Genomic DNA, 18,731 nt, shown 5'->3' with positions numbered 1-18,731 from the left:
TAGAGGATATGAGTTTAGACCTCATTTGTTATCACCATGCTCTAGCGGTTTTAGGAGACCGGAGGCAAGCTGGGTCATTGAGGGGTTATTTAGAAGCCACGCTGGAGGCTAATCCAGAGATTGCGGGGTATGATACTTTTTTACCGCGGGGCTTAAAGGTTCTTTTGCCTGAATTTATTTCCCAAGAAAAAAACAGCGTGGTCAAACGGCTATGGGATTAATGCGCACACATCCCTTTATTGAGGTAAGGGTAGGGGATAAGCTTGTTCATGAAGTTTTTTACCAACGTCTTTTAACGGCAACCATCACAGACAATGCGGGTAATGAAGCCGATACATTCGAGGCAGAATTTGATGATAGCGGCAATGATTTAGAGATCCCCTCCAGTAACAGTGCACTCCAAGTCACCTTTGGTTATCAGGACAGCATTCGTGCCTTTATGGGGCGTTTTGTTGTGGAGACGGTGACCAGTTGTGGGGGCAGTGATGGAGAGATTTTGCGCCTTTGTGGCAAAAGCGCTTCCATGCGTGCGGAGATCAAAGAACGGGACAGTGAACATTTTGACCATAAAACCATTGCTGAGATTGTTGAGACCCTTGCCAAACGTCATGGTTATCAAGCAAAGGTCAGTCCCAAATTTACCAAACAAACCTTGCCTTATGTGGTGCGCACCGATCAATCGGCGATTGATTTTTTAACCCGGCTTGCTGATCGGATGCAGGCGCGTTTTTTGATCAAAGACAATAAGTTTTTATTTTTAAGCGGGGACAATCTCCCGCTTCAGACCATCCATCAACAGGAGTGTTCCCATTGGGAATTTAGTCTCGAGCCGCGCACCCAATATGGCATGATAGAAGCACGGTATTTTGATCGCGCAAAAGGGCAACAGCACGTTGTTACGCATCGCACAGGGTATACGGGGCCCATTCGCCGTCTGCGGACGTGCTACCCTTGTAAGCAGCAAGCACAAGCTGCGGCTGCTTCTGAGTCGGATAGGCTTTGTCGAGCCATGGGTAGTGGTTCTTTAAGCCTTGAGGGGCGCCCTGAAATCATGGCCGGTCAACCGCTTTTGCTTCAAGGGTTTCGAGGCGAAATCAATGGCCCATGGCATGCTGCAACCGTGACCCATCGCTATGAAAAGCAAAGCGGATACATCACAGAAATCACCTTTGAGGCACCAGATAAGGGGAAAGAGGCATGAGAAAATTAAACGTGTTAGAAACAGAAAAACCAAGAGACAATTTTGCCCCTTCTTTTCGGCAACTTCCCCATAATATTGAAGCAGAACAAGCTTTGCTCGGGGCAATCATGATCAATAATGATGCTCTTGAGAGCGTTTCTGATTTTCTCAAACCAGAACATTTTTTTGAAGCCTTCCATCAAAGGCTTTTTGATATCATCTTACAAATTGTTCAAAAAGGAAAAGTTGCAGACCCGATTACCATGAAACCCTTTATTGCAAATGATGAGAAAATTGGAGATATCACTGTATACCAGTATGTTGTTCGTTTAGCCAAAGAAGCTGTCACAATCATCAATACTCAAGATTACGGACAGGTTATTTATGATCTGTTTATTCGGCGCTCTTTAATTAACCTTGGCACTCAAATTGTAAATAGCTCTTTTGATTCTCCCTTAGAACTTACCCCTTCGCAACAAATTGAAGCGATTGAAAATCAGTTGTTTGCATTGGCAGAGAAAGGCAAATATGGAGCTGGTTTTGAAAACTTTGATAGAGCTATTGTAAAAGCCATTAACATGGCAAGTGCTGCAAAAAAGCGTTCCTCACAGCTTTCTGGCATGGCAACCCATATAAAAACTCTTGATGATAAAATGGGCGGGTTGCAACCATCTGATTTGATTATCCTAGCAGGGCGCCCTGGGATGGGTAAAACGTCCCTTGCAACCAATATTGCCTTTAATATTGCCAATGCTTGCAAGCGTCATGATGACAGCCAAGCCAGTGAAGGGGGGATTGTCGGTTTCTTCTCCCTTGAAATGTCAACAGAACAGCTTGCAACCCGTATTATCTCAGAACAAACAAAGGTTTCTTCTTCTGATATTCGACGGGGTAATCTTTCTGATGATCAGTTTATAAACATTGTTCATATGACGCATTCTCTTCAAACCATTCCTCTTTATATCGATCAAACGGGAGCTGCATCTCTTGCGCAACTAGCCGCGCGTGCAAGGCGTCTTAAACGACAACATGGTCTAGATGTTTTGATCATTGATTATATTCAACTGATGACAAGCGGTTCAAAGCGTTCTTCTGAAAACCGCGTTCAAGAGATTACGGCCATTACTATGGGTCTTAAAGCGCTTGCAAAGGAACTCAATATTCCCATCATTGCGCTTTCGCAATTATCACGACAAGTTGAAAATAGAACAGATAAACGTCCACAACTCTCCGATTTACGTGAATCAGGTTCAATCGAGCAAGATGCCGATATTGTGTTGTTTGTTTATCGTGAAGAATATTATCTCAAAAATGAAGAACAAAAAGAAGGCAGTGTTGAATATCACAAATGGAAAGAAGCAATGGAGCAAGTTAAGGGCAAAGCTGGAGGTTATCATAGCCAAGCAACGTCATGGACCAACAGGAATCGTCCCTCTGGCTTTCCAATCTGACTTTACATGCTTTAGTGACCTAACGGATAACGACAACTTTTCAGAAATATCCGCTTGAGCTCAAAATAATGATCCGATGATTGAGAAGCAAAATCCCATAGATTCTCATAAACAATGACGAATCTTAAAACACCCTTTGAAAGGTCTTTGAAGCCCCTTTGAGAACCCCTTAAAAATCATGTGAAAGAAAATAAATTGGTACAAAACCTGCTGACAAGCTACAGCTTCTTAGATATGGCTAAGAAATTAGACGTATCTGTATCATTTTTATCTTCAGTCGAGATTGGCAAGAAATCTGTACCGGTTGGCATGGAAGTCAAAATCATAGAATTATATGATTTAGATCAAAAGGAAGCATTACTTTTAAGAAAAGAAGCCTATACATGTCGAAGGAGTTTTACAATAAAACCTTCTGATACGTGCAGATGTGAAATTGTTGATATGTTTGTTAGAAACTTAGAGAATTTTTCACAACAAGACTTAACAAAATTTAAAAAATTGTTAGAGAAATTTGATAAAAAAGCAGGGGGCCTATAGAGGCACGTCACAAAATCCTATTCCCTTAACTTTATTTGGCTATCCCTCATGTTTAAAAATATAAATAAAAACAATAAACTATATGTGATAAAAAAAGAAATGGCTCCCCGGGCCGGATTCGAACCAGCGACCAACCGGTTAACAGCCGGTTGCTCTACCGCTGAGCTACCGGGGAACGATGCTCAACCATTCAGCTGAAGAGGCTATAGCAAAGCAATACTGATTTGCAAAGGATAAAATTACTTTTTTTAAAAAAAATATGATAAATTGTGTAAGTAATAGGAAAAAAGGCGAGAGAAGATTTCTACACCTTGACGGATGCTTTGCCTTCCCTTATTGAAGCCTTTATATTTGTTGATGAGGCCTTGTGGCGGAATGGTTACGCAGAGGACTGCAAATCCTTGTATCCCGGTTCGATTCCGGGCGAGGCCTCCAGCCGGTTTTAAACGAAACGGCTTTTAGGGGAGGTATAAGAAAAGAGATTATTTCCCTCTACAGTTGTAAAGACACTTTTGTATGACAGACTCTCCTGTTAGCATCGAGTTGTTGACTGTCGTATTTTTTTTTGTAACACCTATAGCTTAAGAGAGCTTAGTCCCTCATTGTTGCTATTTTGTTTATTTTTTGTAGGTTAGGAGAAAATAGTCGTTATGGTTGCAGATTTTGCTGAGCTTCGTCGCAAAATGGTTGACAATCAAATTCGTACAGTTGATGTAACGGATTTATCAGTTCTTGAAGCGTTTTTAACGATATCCCGTGAAGACTTTGTATCGGAAGATATGAAAGCATTAAGCTATCTTGATACCGATATTGTTTTATGTCCAGTGCGAGATGAGGTTCCTGCACGCTATTTGATGAAACCTGCATCTCTCGCAAAATTGTTACAGCTTGCTGCTGTAAAATCATCAGATGTTGTTTTAGATATTGGTGCAAATAGTGGCTATTGTGCAGCCTTGCTTTCAAAACTTGCAGGGTCTGTGATTGCGTTGGAAAGTAATCAGTCTCTTTTTGAACGTGCTCTTGAAGCTTTAGAACGTCATCAATGTGATAATGTGGTTGTCATTCATGGTCCCTTAGGGCAGGGGTATGCTACTGAGGGACCTTATGATGTGATTTTTATAGAGGGATCTGTCGATTTTATTCCACAGGGTATCTTTGATCAAATGAAAGATAGTGGACGTCTTGTTGTGGTTGAAGGGGATGGAAATGCTGCTGTAGCACGAATCTATATAAAAGAAGATGGAATCATTTCAGCCCGTCGTGCTTTTAATCTCGCCGTAAAGCCTCTTCCCTGTTTTTTGAGAACACCTGGTTTTGTATTTTAATGCTTGTAGGTTTTGTGAAATAAAAGATAATTCTGTTATTTATTTGGGGTATGTTGTTGTGTGTATTGTGTTTAAAATAAACAAGAAGTTTCAGGTGTATTTTTTGCTGGTGTTGAGTCTTTTACTCTCAGAGACTGTTTGTGCTGAAACATTGATGGATGCCTTTTCGAAAGCTTATAAACACAATGCTAAGTTGAATAGTGAACGGGCGGCTGTCCGTATAGCCAGTGATGACGTTGTCATCGCGCGATCAGGGTTCTTACCACAAGTTGAAGGGGTTGGAAGCTATGGGCGGAATAAGTCTTTTACAGGTCCTTATGTCACTTCTGGATCTATAGGTGTGAGATTAAATCAAAGATTATTTGACGGTTTTATCACGCAAAATATGTTTTCTTCAGCTCAAGTTAAGCTCCAGGCGCAGCGTGAGTATCTTCGTAATGCTGAACAAAATACCTTTCTGGAAACTGTGACAGCTTATGCGAATGTCTATCAAGCACGTCGTGTTGCCGATCTTCGGAGAGAAAATTTGGCAGCTCTTGAAGAGCAAGTTCGTTCCAATAAAGCAAAATTTGATGTGGGTGAGGGAGGGCGTGTTGATCTGGCTCAAGCTCAAGCGGCACGTTCCGTGGCGGTTTCAGAACTAAGTCTTGCTCGTGCTGATGTAAAAGCAGCAGAGGCCGTGTATCGACAAATTATTGGTTCTGATCCTGAAAAGTTAAAACGCCCACCCATCGCTACAGATTTTCCCGTCAATCTTGATACGGCTTACCAAATGAGCGTTGTGATGCATCCAGCAATCCTTTATGCTCAATATCTAGTTGATGCGAGTGGTTACAATGTGAAGGCGAAAGAAGGAGCACTGCTCCCTAAAGTTGATTTTTCTGCAACAGCTTCTTATAATCGGATTTACAGCGGTGCTGGAGAGGATGGCGTTTCTAAATCGATGGGGTTGTCTGTGAGTGTTCCGATTTTTGAAGGGGGGCGTACGTCTGCGCAGATTCGCCAATCGAAGGAACAGCTTGGACAGGCGCAGCTTCAACTCGATCTGGCCCATAGTAATACGAGACAAGCCCTTACTTCTGCTTGGTTCCAGTTGGAAGGTGCACGCGCATCTGTTATTGCTTACCGTGAAAGTGTTCGTGCTGCTGAAATTGCTCTTAAAGGTCGTGTTCAAGAAAATCGCGTAGGGCAGGCAACGACATTAGATGTTTTAAATTCTCGTACTCAATTGATTAATGCTCAAATTGCGCTTGCAATGGCAGAGCGTAACGCTGTTGTGGCAAGCTATAGTGTTCAATCGTCTATTGGTAAATTGACAGCAAATTATCTCGGCTTAAAAACAAGTCAATATATCCGATAATGATAAAAGTAGCTCTTTAATCTCAAACCATTTTAATTTTTAAAAAATGAGTTAATCAGTCGTTGGATATGATGAAAAATAGAGCGGTGATGTTGTTCTTTTTAAATGCAGAAAGTTGTGTGTAGCGCCCTCTTTATGACAAGCATATTTGAAAATATCACGGGAGGCATGTTGATCTTATGATTCTTTTGCATACACTGAAAATATGATTCTATTTGCGTCGTTGAGAGGTTGTAAAGTATGGTACAGAGTTCAAGCGTGTTACGTGAGCCAAGTATGGATGAGATTTTGACATCTATTCGTGAAATAATCGAAGAAAATGCCGTTCAATCTGATCACTTTTTAAATGAAGATGTTGCAGTAAATGCTTCGGAAGATCGTTTGGAAGTTGCATCAGAGGGTTTTTATGATACCACCTTATCGGTTGATGATGCTATGAAAGCTTTAGCTGATCGTATTGGTCTTTCTACTGAAAATCAAGAGAGAAGGATAGCACAAGAGAAAGAGGATACAGCGTTAGAAAATCATACAGTTGGTGTGGATGTGCAAAAGATGAAGCTTTCTTCTGAAGAACGGAATTCTGTTTATAAAGCAAAAGAATATGAAGATGAGATCAGGAAGTCACAATCAGAAACTAGAAAGGCTGGTCGTGTGGAATTATCTGCGTATTGTATTTCTTCTGCGGAAAAAATTGCAAAGGATGTGTTGCGTCCGGCAATAGCAGAGTGGTTGCAGTCTAAATTGCCTGTTTTGCTGGAAGATATTTTACGTGAAGAGATTGTGAAGGCGATAAAAAAATCGTCTTAATTATTTTTATGTTTTTTATTTTATGAAAAATTTGTTTGAGGTTGTGCGGGCTCTCTAGTGAGGGATGGGGTTTGCGGGATTTTGATCGGGGTTTGATCATATATTGTGTTTTTCAGCGGCGTTATGGATGGATAGAATGTTAGAAAAAAACTATGATGCTGCTTCCATAGAGCAACGGGTTGCAAAGAGATGGGAGACTCGTGGAGCTTTTAAAGCGGGAGCGGGTTCTAAAAGTGGTGCAGAACCTTTTTGCGTTATGCTTCCACCGCCTAATGTTACAGGCTCACTTCATATGGGGCATGCGCTCAATACGACAATTCAAGATATAATGGTTAGATTTCAGCGGATGCGTGGCAAGAATGTTTTGTGGCAGCCTGGTATGGATCATGCTGGAATTGCTACCCAAATGGTTGTAGAGCGTCAACTTGTAGAACGTCAAGAGCCAACGCGTCAAGAAATGGGAAGAGAAAAGTTTATTGAGCGTATTTGGGAATGGCGTCATGAAACGGGAGGCATTATTTCAAACCAATTGCGCCGCCTTGGCGTTTCATGTGATTGGTCGCGTGAACGCTTTACAATGGATGAGGGGTTGTCGCAGGCTGTTCTTGAAGTCTTTGTCACGCTTTATAAACAAGGATTGATATATAGAGATAAGCGCCTCGTCAATTGGGACCCTAAGTTGTTAACGGCTATTTCGGATCTCGAAGTTGAGCAAAAAGAAGTTCAAGGACATTTGTGGCATTTTAGATATCCACTTGAGGGTAAAATTTTTGATCCAAATGATGCGACAACTTTTATAATAGTGGCGACAACACGACCAGAAACAATGCTTGGTGATACAGGAATTGCTGTTAATCCTGAAGATGAGCGTTATAAAAAGCTTATTGGTAAAAATGCTCTTTTGCCGCTTGTTGGTCGTAAGTTATTGATTGTTGGTGATGCGCATGCTGATCCTGAGGCTGGAAGTGGTGCGGTAAAAATCACACCCGCTCATGATTTTAATGACTTTGAAGTAGGACAGCGTAATAATTTACGCTTAATCAATATTTTTACCCAAAAAGCCGAGATTTTTCTCCATGAGAATGAAGCGTTTTTTAATGGTTTGATTTTATCAGATGAATTAAAAATGTTAGTAGAAAATCTTGATAAATCCGATCGTTTTGTTGCGCGCCAGAAGATTATTTCTTTGATGGAAGAACGAGGGTATTTAGCTTCTGTTGATGAACATTCCCATATGGTTCCTCATGGAGATCGTAGTGGTGTGCCTATTGAACCTTTTTTGACAGATCAATGGTATGTTCATGCTGCTGAGTTAGCAAAGCCAGCGATAGAAGCTGTTCAACAAGGAAAAACGCAGTTTGTTCCCGATAATTGGAAAAAGACCTACTTCAATTGGATGCAAAATATTCAGCCTTGGTGCATTTCTCGCCAATTATGGTGGGGACATCAGATTCCTGCTTGGTATGGCCCTGATGGGACAGTTTTTGTTGAAAAAAGTGAAAAAGAGGCTTTAGATTCGGCTTTTGTTCATTACGGTGTGGTGGTTGAATTAACCCGCGATCCTGATGTTTTAGATACTTGGTTTTCATCAGCTCTTTGGCCTTTTTCAACATTAGGATGGCCAGATAAAACAACTGAATTATCTACTTTTTATCCAACATCTTTATCGGTGACAGGATTTGACATTATTTTTTTCTGGGTTGCTCGTATGATGATGATGGGACTTCACTTTATGGGTGAAGTTCCTTTCCCAACGGTTTATGTGCACGCTCTTGTCCGAGATCAAAAGGGTGCAAAGATGTCAAAATCAAAGGGAAATATTATTGATCCCTTAGAGCTTATTGATCAGTATAGCGCTGATGCTCTTCGTTTTACTTTGGCTGTTATGGCAGCGCAGGGGCGTGATGTAAAACTTGATACTTCACGCATTGCTGGTTATCGTAATTTTGCTACGAAATTGTGGAATGCGACCCGATTTGCACAGATGAATGGTGTAAAGCATAATTCTGCTTTTAAACCAGAACACGCAAAGCTGGCGCTTAATCGTTGGATTTTAACAGAACTCTCTAAAACAATTGCAGCAGTGACGACGGGTATTGAACACTATAAGTTTAATGAATCGGCAGCTGCACTTTACCGGTTCATTTGGAATACATTTTGTGACTGGTATTTAGAACTTCTCAAACCTATCTTTCAGGGGGAATGTGAAGATGCTAAAAATGAAGCTCAAGCTTGTACTGCTTGGGTGTTAGATGAAGTCTATAAACTTCTTCATCCCTTTATGCCGCATATGACAGAAGAATTGTGGTCTCTTACGGAAACACAAGAGATCAAGCGTGAAGATATGCTCGCATTGACAAAATGGCCAGAGGCAACATTGATCGATGAAGAGGCTGCTGCTGATATTAATTGGCTTATTGATGTGGTCACAGGGATTCGGTCTGTACGTTTTGAAATGAATATTCCAGCCGCTACACGAGCACCTCTTGTCGTTGTCGAAGCAGGGGAAGTAACGCGAGAGCGTGTGCAGCGTTATGATGCACTTCTTAAAAAGTTAGCGCGTATTGAAGTCATTGATTTCTCTGATAAGGTTCCGGAAGTATCGGCACAAATGATTTTGGGAGAGGCTGTTTTTTGTTTGCCATTAGGACAGTTGATTGATTTGGAGGCTGAACGTGTTCGTTTGAGGAAGGAGGCCCGTAAAATTGAACAAGATATTGAAAAAATATCGCTTAAGTTAAATAATCCCAAATTTATAGCAAATGCAAAAACAGAAATTGTTGAAAGTGAACAAAATAGGGTTGTAGAACTGCGTGTTGCGCAAAAGAAGATCTCTATTGCTTTAGAGCGGTTGGGTTGATTCTCACTTTTTTTGATGGATGATTTCATCACGTTACGGCTGGTATTCATTTTTTTAAGAAAGCTTTTTCTTTTTTCGTCTTTCGTGAATGCGATCATAAAACCTCTACAGGGAACCAGCGTTTTTGTGTTCATTATTAAAGAGACATCTCTTAAGGTACCCAAAGCTCATTTCACGCAGGTATCCGTAAATGGTATAAAGGAGATCCATTGAGTCTTCTCATTTTTACGCTTGTGAAGTAATGGATCGGTGTTATTACACACTTTGTCAGTGTTTAGTGTTGCGCGAAAGTAGTCTTTGGCACTTGTGACAGTTCATAAGAGGTGTTTTAAATCCTCTTTTAAGCTCATTTGCAAACCACTTATCGCTTATGCAAAAGAGATTTTAATTACTTCAATATAAAAGGGGGAAGGAAGATTCCTGTATTGGAGGGTGTTATTCAAATTGAAATTGATGATTTATCTTTATAAATCAATTGATTGTATATGAAAATAAATGTTTAATTTTATTGAATACTTTTGATAATTTTCATTTATTGGTCTTTTCTTTTAAAAATTTTACTTTAGAATCTCTCGTATTTCTTACGAAGAAGAGGCGTTTAAAGATCTACAAAGAAATTTGTAATAGATAGAACAATTAACATTGAGAGGGGGGGGGAAATGGTCAATCAATTGCAGATATGGAAGAAAGCTACGATTATTGTGACGTTAGGGGGATTTTTTTCGACTGTTTATGCCATAGATGTTAATAGTTTGCAGGAAGTGCATGATGGTTCGTTTTATTTTTTGAAACGTGGCATGTTTGCTTATAAAAATGGACAGATCAATCAGGCTATTTCAGCGCTACGTTGTGCCGCTAAGAGAGGTCATATTGGTGCTAATTGGAAACTTGGCTCTATTTACGCAAACGGTGATGGTGTCCCTAAAGATGATTACAAGGCCTATCATTTTTTTGCATACATCGTTGAAAAAGGTACAGATCTTGGCTCAGAGGATCAAAGTTATGTTTCTGATACATTGGTTAGGCTTGCTGGGTATATAAAAAAAGGTATTCCTCAATTGCCTGTGAAACCTAATCTCTCTTATGCGACTCGTCTTTATATGCAGGCTGCGGTGAACTATGGAAATCCTAAAGCTCAATATCAATTAGGAAAAATATTTTTAAAGGGAGAGGGAAAGGAGAAGAATCTTATACAAGCAGCACAATGGTTTCAACTTTCAGCAAAAAAAGGAAATTCTTCTGCCCAAGCGATGCTTGGAAATATGCTGATTCAAGAAGGAAAAATCATTCGCGGGACGGCAATGTTAACTGCAGCCTATGAAAAAGCTGACGTAAGAGACAAAAATTAGATTTACCCTTTGCAAGAAAAGGCCTTTGCTCTTTGTAATGAATTTGAGAGACGTACAGCAATTTCACTGGTTGCTGATATTTTAAAAAATAAGAACTTTTAACTATCTGATGGTAATATTTTTTACATTCTCTTATTCGTTATTAAATTCTATTATTTTTTGTGTTCAAGTTTATAGTAGAGAGAGCTTGTTGCGATGATATCAAGCTAATGACTTAGGATTTTAGACAAAAACTCTTGTGTTCTTGGTGTTCTAGATTGCGGATTAGAAAAGAACTCTTTAGATGAACAGTCTTCAAGAATTGTTCCTTGATCCATGAAAATAACACGCTCTGAGACTTTTTGTGCAAATCCCATTTCATGGGTTACACAAATCATCGTCATACCTTCTTCTGCTAAACTGATCATGACGTCAAGTACTTCACCTACCATTTCAGGATCTAGAGCAGAGGTTGGTTCATCAAAAAGCATAACAAGTGGATCCATGGTTAAGGCACGCGCAATAGCAACACGCTGTTGTTGCCCTCCAGAAAGTTGTCCCGGATATTTGTCTTTATGTTCAATGAGGCCAACGCGTTCAAGATACAACAAACCACGTTCAAGTGCTTCTTTTTTGCTTCGTTTTAAGACTTTGATTTGTGCAATTGTCAAGTTTTCTGTGACAGATAAATGAGGAAAAAGCTCGAAGTGCTGAAAGACCATTCCTACATGGCTGCGCAATTTAGGCAGATTCGTTTTTTTTGAATGAACTGGTGTTCCATCAATCCAAATTTCACCTTTTTGAAAAGGAACAAGAGCATTAATTGTTTTAATGAGTGTTGACTTTCCTGAGCCTGATGGCCCACAAACTACAACAACTTCTCCTTTGTTAATATTGGTTGTACAGTTTTTAAGAACTTTAATTTCGCCATACCAATTAGAAACATTTTTTATTTCGATCATATGAGTAGACATTTTTTTTCCTGTTAGCGAATAATGGATACTTTTTTTTGTAAATACAAAACGATTTGTGACAGTGTAAAACAGATAACAAAATAAAAAATAGCTGCTAAAATATAAGCTTCCTGCTTTACACCAAAATTATTAGCAGCAATATCAAAACCATTCAAAAGGCTATGACCGCTGATAGCATAAACAAGGGTTGTATCCTGAAAAAGGATAATAACTTGTGTTAAAAAGACTGGAAGCATATCTCTAAAGGCTTGAGGAAGAATGACAATGTACATACTTTGCCAATATGTCATCCCAAGAGCTTGTCCTGCATATTTTTGTCCTTGCGGAACCGAATTGATACCAGCACGCATAATTTCAGCAAAATAAGCCGTTTCAAATGCGGTAAAGGTAATAAGTGCTGATTTATTGGCGCCGATAGATGTCCCCGTTAAAAAAGGCAGAAGCACAAAAAACCATAAGATAACCATCACAAGTGGTATTGAACGCATCGCTGTTATGTAAACGATTGCAACCCAAGAAAGAAGTTTTATGGAAGAAAGGCGCATCATTGCTAAAAGTGTGCCGAAAACAAATCCCAATATCGTTGCAAAAAGCGTTAGAAAAACGCTAAAGAGTAAACCTGATAAAATATAAGAACAAAATACATCAAAGGTAAAAAAGGAAAAATCAAAGTCGGAAAAATTGAAAGGAAAATAAAGTCCAAACTGAGAGCTTATGAAATTTATCATATTCAATTTCCCTTTGTTTGAAAATTAGGGATTTTGAGCATTTGTTCAATGACTGTCATTACAATGAATACGAATAAGGCTATAAGAATATAAAGAATCGTAACAAGCAAATAGTTTTCGTAAACATGGCTTATTTCTTCAATTGCTTGGTATTGAAATTGCATGAGCTCATTTATTGAAACGGCGAATGCTATAGACGAATTCTTTACAATACTCATTGCCTCTGAAGTAAGCGGCGGCATAATTGTACGAATAGCACGTGGTAATATGATATAGCGATAACTTTGATAAGTTGTAAACCCCATTGCCATAGCAGCATAGCGTTGTCCTGAAGAAATCGCTTCAATGCCTGAACGAACCTGTTCTGCAATACGTGCCGATGTAAAGAACCCCAACGCGTATGTTACTAAGAGAATAGGGGAAAAATTCATCGCTGGTGGATAAATCTTAGGAACAACAAAATACCATAAAAACACCTGTACAAGAAGGGGAATATTACGCATAATTTCTACCCAAATAGTCCCAATCGTGCGAACGACACAATTGATGATGGATGTTTTAGGTAAAGTGCGCATCGTTCCTATAATAACACCACAAAATATAGCTAATATAAGTGAAGTGATGGACAATATAACCGTATTTTTTAAGCCATCAAGAAGTGTGTCTAAATAGGTATGACTTACGCCGGGCGTGCCCAAGCATCCCGTTACCAGTGTTTGAGTAAGGTCATCTCTACAAAGGAAAGAAAAGTCCATTAATTGATATTCCCTCAAATCAGTCATTCACAAATAGGACAATAAATTAAGCGTATCTACATAAGCAGAATTTATTAAAAAGTGAACTAAAATATAAACCACACTCAATTTTTAAAGAGTGTGGTTCTTCTTTTCAAATTCTATAAATCTTTTTCTGTGTAGCTTTCCCGAGGCTTATTGTTTGGGTGATCCCAAGCATATCTTGTTTGTTTTGATAAGGGAAGGTTCATAACAGTATTTGCAGGCGGAATCGGTTTCATAAACCACTTATTATAAAGCTTTTCAAGTGATTCGTCTTTAATTTGACGTAGGATACTATCATTGATTGCTTGTTCAAATTGTTTGTCATGTAATCTCAGCATGCAGGCGATGGGTTCAACTGAAAGCACGGTGTCAAGAATGACAAAATCCGATGGATTTTTTGATTTTGCAATATGTCCTGCAAGAATTGAGGCATCCATAACAAATGCATCGGCACGACCCGATTCGAGTAATAAGAAGCTATCTCCGTGGTCTTTTCCTTTGATGACCTTAAAGTGAATGTTTTTTGCACGTTTGTTTTTACGAATAAGTTGAACAGATGTTGTACCGGTGGTTGTTGCAACTGTTTTTCCATTTAAATCATCAAGAGATTTAATGTTAGAGTTTTTCTTGACGGCAATTCGCACCTCTTCAACGTATGTTGTATAAGCAAATGCTGTTTCTTTGCTGCGTGCAATATCATTTGTTGTTGAGCCGCACTCAAAATCATAGGTCTTATTTTTTAAGAGGGGAATTCTATTTTGAGATGTGATGGGAAGATAATGAATTTTAATCGGTTTACCAATTTTTTTTGAGATATCATCAATGATACGTTCTGCCATTTCTGTATGAAAGCCTACATATTTATTATTACCAAGGGCGTAGGCCAAACCAGATGATTCACGAACACCTAAAGTGATTTCCCCTGTTTGTTTAATTTTTTCAAGCGTATCATTTTCAGCATGCGCGACGCTTGTAAGCCCAATGGCTGCTGCTGCAATAAACATTAACAATGATTTCTTCATTTATGTCCTCCATTCATTGATTTTTATTTTAGTTACTTAAGATATACTGTTTGAACGGTGTAGCATAGTTATTCTTCTAAGTGGAATTTTTTTGTTGTCTTATGAGGTGAGAGTTATACTTTCTTAATTGATATTAAGATGAATCCAGACAGGAACATGGTCGGATGGTTTTGGGTATCCCCTTACTTCTGTTTGACTATGAGCGCAAATAAGGTGATCAACTGCTTCTGGTGATAAGAGTAAATGATCAATGCGAATCCCATTATTTTTAGGCCATGCTCCAGCTTGGAAATCCCAAAAACTGAAGGAGGGTGTATCGGTGACATTTCGGATAGCATCGTAAAGACCTAAATGAAGGATACGCTGGAATGCTTTTCTTGTTTTTTGAAGAAATAAGGCATCTTGATTCCATTCTTGAGGTTTTTTTGCATCGAGTGGGGTAGGGATGACATTATAATCACCGGCTAGAACAAGGGGCTCCTCATACGCAAGCAATGATTTTGCATGTGCATATAACCTTTCCATCCATTCCATTTTATAGGAATATTTTTCACTCTCAATAGGATTTCCATTTGGCAAATAGAGAGAGGCAATACGTACAACACCTTTGTTTGTTGAATAAACGGCTTCAATGTAACGTGTTTGTTCATCATTATCGTTGCCTGGTAATCGACGGATTACTTCATCCGGTGTTTTTTTAGAAAGAATTGCAACGCCATTAAAATTTTTTTGTCCGTGTGTTTCTATATGGTAACCTAGATTTTCAATTGCATCACGTGGAAAATTTTCATCAGTACTTTTAATTTCCTGTAGACAGACTATATCTGGCTGATTTTGCTGTAGCCATTGATATAATGTTTCATGTCGTGCTTTTATTCCGGCAATATTCCACGTTGCTATTTTCATGGTGCTCATCATTCGATATCAAATATACAATTTAATTTGCTGCGTTAATATTTTATCGCAGTCACATTATTGTTTTTTATTTATAGGGCGATATTACTATGGTAAATTGATTTATCAAGAGACCCCCAAAAAGCAAAAAAGGCAAATTTAAAGTTTTAAAATTTAATTTATTTTCATTTTTGAAAACTTTCTGCTGTTTAGTTCTTGACGAATGTCTGTGTTCTCGCTATTAGACACGAACGTAACCGATGTGGAAATGATCTTTTGTTTTGGATATAATCCAAAAGGTCCTTCAGACGGGTGCTGAAAAGATTAAAAGCAAATGCTAGTGCAAAAGGCTGTTGCCTTCTCTGCTTATGATCGGGTAGACTGTTTTTAGCAGCTGTGCCCGATTTTGTGTGTAGAGTAAGACATCTACACCAATTTTGTTGGTGTGGGTGGAGATAAATAGAAAAGCCCGATTGGGTGAGACGAATGTAAATCGAAAAGAGGAAGGTTCCATGCCTACCGTAAACCAGTTGATTCGCAAGCCGCGTGTGGCGCCAGTTAAACGTAATAAGGTTCCTGCTCTGCAGTCGAATCCACAGAAGCGTGGTGTTTGTACGCGTGTTTATACAACAACGCCGAAGAAGCCTAATTCGGCTCTTCGTAAAGTTGCTAAAATTCGTTTGACGAATGGATTTGAAGTGATTGGTTATATTCCTGGAGAGGGACATAATCTTCAAGAGCACTCTGTTGTGATGATCCGTGGTGGTCGTGTGAAAGATTTACCAGGGGTTCGTTATCACATTATTCGTGGTTTGCTTGATACCCAAGGTGTTAAGAATCGTAAACAGCGTCGTTCAAAGTATGGCGCGAAGCGTCCAAAGTAATATTGGGAGACAAAGCCAATGTCCCGTCGTCATAGAGCAGAAAAGCGTGAAATTAATCCAGATCCTAAATTTGGTGATTTGGTTATTACAAAATTTATGAATGCCATTATGTTTGATGGTAAAAAATCAGTTGCAGAGCGTATTGTTTATGGTGCGCTTGATTCTGTAGAGAAGAAAGTAAAAACAGATCCAGTAGATCTCTTTCATCGGGCTTTAGAGAATGTTGCTCCTCATATTGAGGTTCGTTCTCGTCGTGTTGGGGGGGCTACTTATCAGGTTCCGATTGATGTTCGTCCTGATCGTCGTCAGGCTCTTGCTATTCGTTGGTTGATTTCGGCGGCGCGTGGGCGGAATGAGACGACGATGATTGAGCGTTTATCGGGTGAACTCATGGATGCGGCTAATAATCGCGGTTCTGCCGTGAAAAAGCGTGAAGATGTTCATCGTATGGCTGAAGCTAACCGTGCATTCTCACATTATCGCTGGTAGAAGTTTTAAACTAAGGCAAATATAATGGCTCGCGAATATAAAATTGAAGATTATCGTAACTTTGGTATTATGGCGCATATTGATGCCGGTAAGACTACGATGACTGAACGTATTCTGTTCTATACGGGTAAGAATCATAAAATCGGTGAGACTCATGATGGTGCTTCTACGATGGATTGGATGGAGCAGGAGCAAGAGCGTGGCATTACCATCACATCTGCTGCGACGACGACGTTTTGGGAAGGGCGTGATGGTCGCAAGCGCCGCTTTAATATCATTGATACGCCAGGGCACGTTGATTTTACTATTGAGGTTGAGCGTTCTTTGCGTGTTCTTGATGGGGCGATAGCATTATTGGATGCGAATGCTGGTGTTGAGCCTCAGACGGAAACTGTTTGGCGGCAGGCTGAGAAATATCGTGTTCCGCGCATGGTTTTCGTTAATAAAATGGATAAAATAGGGGCTGATTTCTATCGTAGTGTAGAAATGGTTGGTTCTCGGTTGGGGGCTAAGGCGCTTGTTTTGCAGTTGCCGATTGGTGCTGAAAATGACTTTGAAGGTGTTGTCGATCTTGTTGAGATGAGGGCTTTAAAGTGGGATGGTTCTATTGGTGCCTCAGCAGTGATAAGTGAAATTCCTTCTGGCTTAAAGGAAAAGGCTGAAGAATATCGCGAAAAACTCATTGAAATGGCTGTGGAGGTCGATGAGGCTGCTATGGAGGCTTATTTGGAAGGTGTTATGCCAACCAACGAGCAACTTGTTTCTCTCATTCGTAAGGGAACTGTAGAGGTTCAATTTCATCCTGTTCTTTGTGGTACAGCTTTTAAAAACAAAGGTGTTCAACCGCTTTTGGATGCTGTCGTTTCTTATCTTCCTTCTCCGGTTGATATTCCGGCGATTAAGGGTATTGATGTGAAGACTGAGGCTGAGACGACACGCGAATCTTCTGATGAAGCTCCGCTCTCTATGCTTGCTTTTAAAATTATGAATGATCCTTTTGTTGGTTCGTTGACTTTCTGCCGTATTTACTCTGGTAAGGTTCACAAAGGTATTTCTCTTGAGAATACTGTGAAGAAGAAGAAGGAGCGTTTAGGACGTATGCTTCAAATGCATTCAAATTCTCGTGAGGATATTGAAGAGGCATTTGCTGGTGATATTGTTGCTCTTGCTGGTCTTAAGGAGACAACAACAGGTGATACGCTTTGTGATCCTTTGAAGCCTGTTATTTTGGAGCGGATGGAATTTCCAGAACCTGTTATTGAAATTGCAATTGAACCAAAAACAAAAGCAGATCAGGAAAAAATGGGTATTGCTCTTAATCGTTTGGCTGCGGAAGATCCTTCATTTCGCGTTAAGTCGGATGAGGAGTCAGGTCAGACTATTATTGCTGGAATGGGTGAACTTCATCTTGATATTATCGTTGATCGTATGCGGCGTGAGTTTAAGGTTGAGGCAAATGTTGGGCAGCCTCAGGTTGCTTATCGTGAGTCAATTACTAAAATGGCGGAAATTGATTATACCCATAAAAAACAATCGGGTGGTGCTGGTCAATTTGCTCGTGTAAAGATTATTTTTGAGCCTCATGAAGGTGATGATTTTATTTTTGAATCGAAGATTGTTGGTGGTGCTGTTCCTAAAGAATATATTCCGGGCGTTCAAAAAGGGATTGAAAGTGTTATGGGGTCAGGTCCTCTTGCGGGATTTCCTATGCTTGGCGTAAAGGCGACACTCATTGACGGTGGTTATCACGATGTTGATTCGTCTGTATTGGCTTTTGAGATTGCTGCTCGTGCGGCTTTTCGTGATGGAGCAAAGAAGGCTGGTGCACAGCTTCTTGAACCAATCATGAAGGTGGAGGTTGTTACACCAGATGATTATGTTGGTGATGTTATTGGTGATCTCAATTCTCGTCGGGGGCAGATTTCAGGAACTGAAGCGCGCGGTATTGCAACAGTTGTGAATGCGATGGTTCCATTGGCAAATATGTTTGGTTATGTGAATACTCTTCGCTCTATGAGCCAGGGGCGTGCGCAGTATACGATGCAGTTTGATCATTACGAGCCTGTCCCTTCGGCTGTTGCTTTGGAGATTCAAAAGAAATACGCGTAATTTC

At 39.8% G+C, this 18,731-nt stretch carries 15 protein-coding genes, 2 tRNA genes and 2 pseudogenes; 13 read left to right on the top strand and 6 right to left on the bottom strand.

Annotated features, from left to right (window positions below; translation table 11 throughout):
* Positions 1–8: 8 nt before the first annotated feature.
* The 4 genes and pseudogenes from NNJ85_RS05585 to NNJ85_RS05570 all read left to right on the top strand — a co-directional run bounded on the left by NNJ85_RS05585 (position 9) and on the right by NNJ85_RS05570 (position 3,168).
* On the top strand, positions 9–221 hold the full coding sequence (locus NNJ85_RS05585; protein WP_254474883.1) for a tail protein X: 213 nt from the start codon (positions 9–11) through the stop codon (positions 219–221).
* Complete coding sequence (locus tag NNJ85_RS05580; protein WP_254474882.1) at positions 221–1,201, top strand: phage late control D family protein; 981 nt, start codon at positions 221–223, stop codon at positions 1,199–1,201. The genes NNJ85_RS05585 and NNJ85_RS05580 overlap by 1 nt, the downstream gene beginning before the upstream one ends.
* Positions 1,198–2,689, top strand: a pseudogene (locus NNJ85_RS05575) (replicative DNA helicase). Before NNJ85_RS05580 ends, NNJ85_RS05575 begins: the two are co-directional and overlap by 4 nt.
* A gap of 176 nt (positions 2,690–2,865) precedes the next feature.
* The gene (locus NNJ85_RS05570) at positions 2,866–3,168 is read left to right on the top strand and encodes an XRE family transcriptional regulator (protein WP_254474881.1); all 303 of its coding nucleotides are present in this window, start codon (positions 2,866–2,868) and stop codon (positions 3,166–3,168) included.
* 100 nt (positions 3,169–3,268) lie between these two features.
* Here NNJ85_RS05570 and NNJ85_RS05565 read toward each other — a convergent pair.
* Positions 3,269–3,343 (bottom strand) — tRNA-Asn (locus tag NNJ85_RS05565).
* Between the two features lie 186 nt (positions 3,344–3,529).
* Here NNJ85_RS05565 and NNJ85_RS05560 point away from each other — a divergent pair.
* The 6 genes and pseudogenes from NNJ85_RS05560 (at position 3,530) to NNJ85_RS05535 (ending at position 10,971) form a co-directional block, all read left to right on the top strand.
* A tRNA-Cys gene (locus tag NNJ85_RS05560) sits at positions 3,530–3,603 on the top strand.
* A 215-nt stretch (positions 3,604–3,818) separates the two neighbouring features.
* Entirely contained in the window at positions 3,819–4,493 is a 675-nt protein-coding gene (locus NNJ85_RS05555) for a protein-L-isoaspartate O-methyltransferase (RefSeq protein ID WP_254474292.1), read from the top strand.
* A 109-nt stretch (positions 4,494–4,602) separates the two neighbouring features.
* Positions 4,603–5,853: a TolC family outer membrane protein gene (locus tag NNJ85_RS05550; RefSeq protein WP_254474880.1), complete on the top strand. Its 1,251-nt coding sequence runs from the start codon at positions 4,603–4,605 to the stop codon at positions 5,851–5,853.
* Between the two features lie 240 nt (positions 5,854–6,093).
* Positions 6,094–6,660, top strand: coding sequence for a DUF2497 domain-containing protein (locus NNJ85_RS05545; protein ID WP_254474290.1), 567 nt, complete (start codon positions 6,094–6,096; stop codon positions 6,658–6,660).
* Between the two features lie 136 nt (positions 6,661–6,796).
* Positions 6,797–9,520, top strand: coding sequence for a valine--tRNA ligase (locus tag NNJ85_RS05540; RefSeq protein ID WP_254474288.1), 2,724 nt, complete (start codon positions 6,797–6,799; stop codon positions 9,518–9,520).
* Between the two features lie 659 nt (positions 9,521–10,179).
* A pseudogene (locus NNJ85_RS05535) lies at positions 10,180–10,971 on the top strand (tetratricopeptide repeat protein).
* A gap of 104 nt (positions 10,972–11,075) precedes the next feature.
* On the opposite strand, the gene NNJ85_RS05530 reads toward NNJ85_RS05535, so the two are convergent.
* The 5 genes from NNJ85_RS05530 to xth form a co-directional block, all read right to left on the bottom strand.
* Positions 11,076–11,822: an amino acid ABC transporter ATP-binding protein gene (locus NNJ85_RS05530; protein ID WP_305883490.1), complete on the bottom strand. Its 747-nt coding sequence runs from the start codon at positions 11,820–11,822 to the stop codon at positions 11,076–11,078.
* Between the two features lie 11 nt (positions 11,823–11,833).
* Positions 11,834–12,550: an amino acid ABC transporter permease gene (locus NNJ85_RS05525; protein WP_254474280.1), complete on the bottom strand. Its 717-nt coding sequence runs from the start codon at positions 12,548–12,550 to the stop codon at positions 11,834–11,836.
* A gap of 2 nt (positions 12,551–12,552) precedes the next feature.
* Complete coding sequence (locus NNJ85_RS05520) at positions 12,553–13,305, bottom strand: amino acid ABC transporter permease (RefSeq protein ID WP_254474277.1); 753 nt, start codon at positions 13,303–13,305, stop codon at positions 12,553–12,555.
* 140 nt (positions 13,306–13,445) lie between these two features.
* Positions 13,446–14,351: a transporter substrate-binding domain-containing protein gene (locus tag NNJ85_RS05515; RefSeq protein ID WP_254474276.1), complete on the bottom strand. Its 906-nt coding sequence runs from the start codon at positions 14,349–14,351 to the stop codon at positions 13,446–13,448.
* A gap of 123 nt (positions 14,352–14,474) precedes the next feature.
* The gene (xth, locus tag NNJ85_RS05510) at positions 14,475–15,257 is read right to left on the bottom strand and encodes an exodeoxyribonuclease III (RefSeq protein WP_254474274.1); all 783 of its coding nucleotides are present in this window, start codon (positions 15,255–15,257) and stop codon (positions 14,475–14,477) included.
* A gap of 500 nt (positions 15,258–15,757) precedes the next feature.
* Between xth and rpsL the strand changes: the two genes are divergently transcribed.
* From rpsL to fusA, 3 genes are read left to right on the top strand one after another with little or no spacing between them, the layout of a single operon-like run.
* On the top strand, positions 15,758–16,129 hold the full coding sequence (gene rpsL / locus NNJ85_RS05505; RefSeq protein WP_005773262.1) for a 30S ribosomal protein S12: 372 nt from the start codon (positions 15,758–15,760) through the stop codon (positions 16,127–16,129).
* An 18-nt stretch (positions 16,130–16,147) separates the two neighbouring features.
* On the top strand, positions 16,148–16,618 hold the full coding sequence (gene rpsG, locus NNJ85_RS05500) for a 30S ribosomal protein S7 (protein ID WP_005773264.1): 471 nt from the start codon (positions 16,148–16,150) through the stop codon (positions 16,616–16,618).
* 24 nt (positions 16,619–16,642) lie between these two features.
* On the top strand, positions 16,643–18,727 hold the full coding sequence (fusA, locus tag NNJ85_RS05495) for an elongation factor G (protein ID WP_254474271.1): 2,085 nt from the start codon (positions 16,643–16,645) through the stop codon (positions 18,725–18,727).
* Positions 18,728–18,731: the final 4 nt, after the last annotated feature.

The sequence above is a fragment of the Bartonella sp. B1098 genome (assembly GCF_944896145.1).
In the GTDB taxonomy this organism is placed as follows: Bacteria; Pseudomonadota; Alphaproteobacteria; order Rhizobiales; family Rhizobiaceae; genus Bartonella.
Note: the sequence above shows the minus strand (reverse complement) of the source record. Positions and strands in the feature narration are given on the sequence as shown.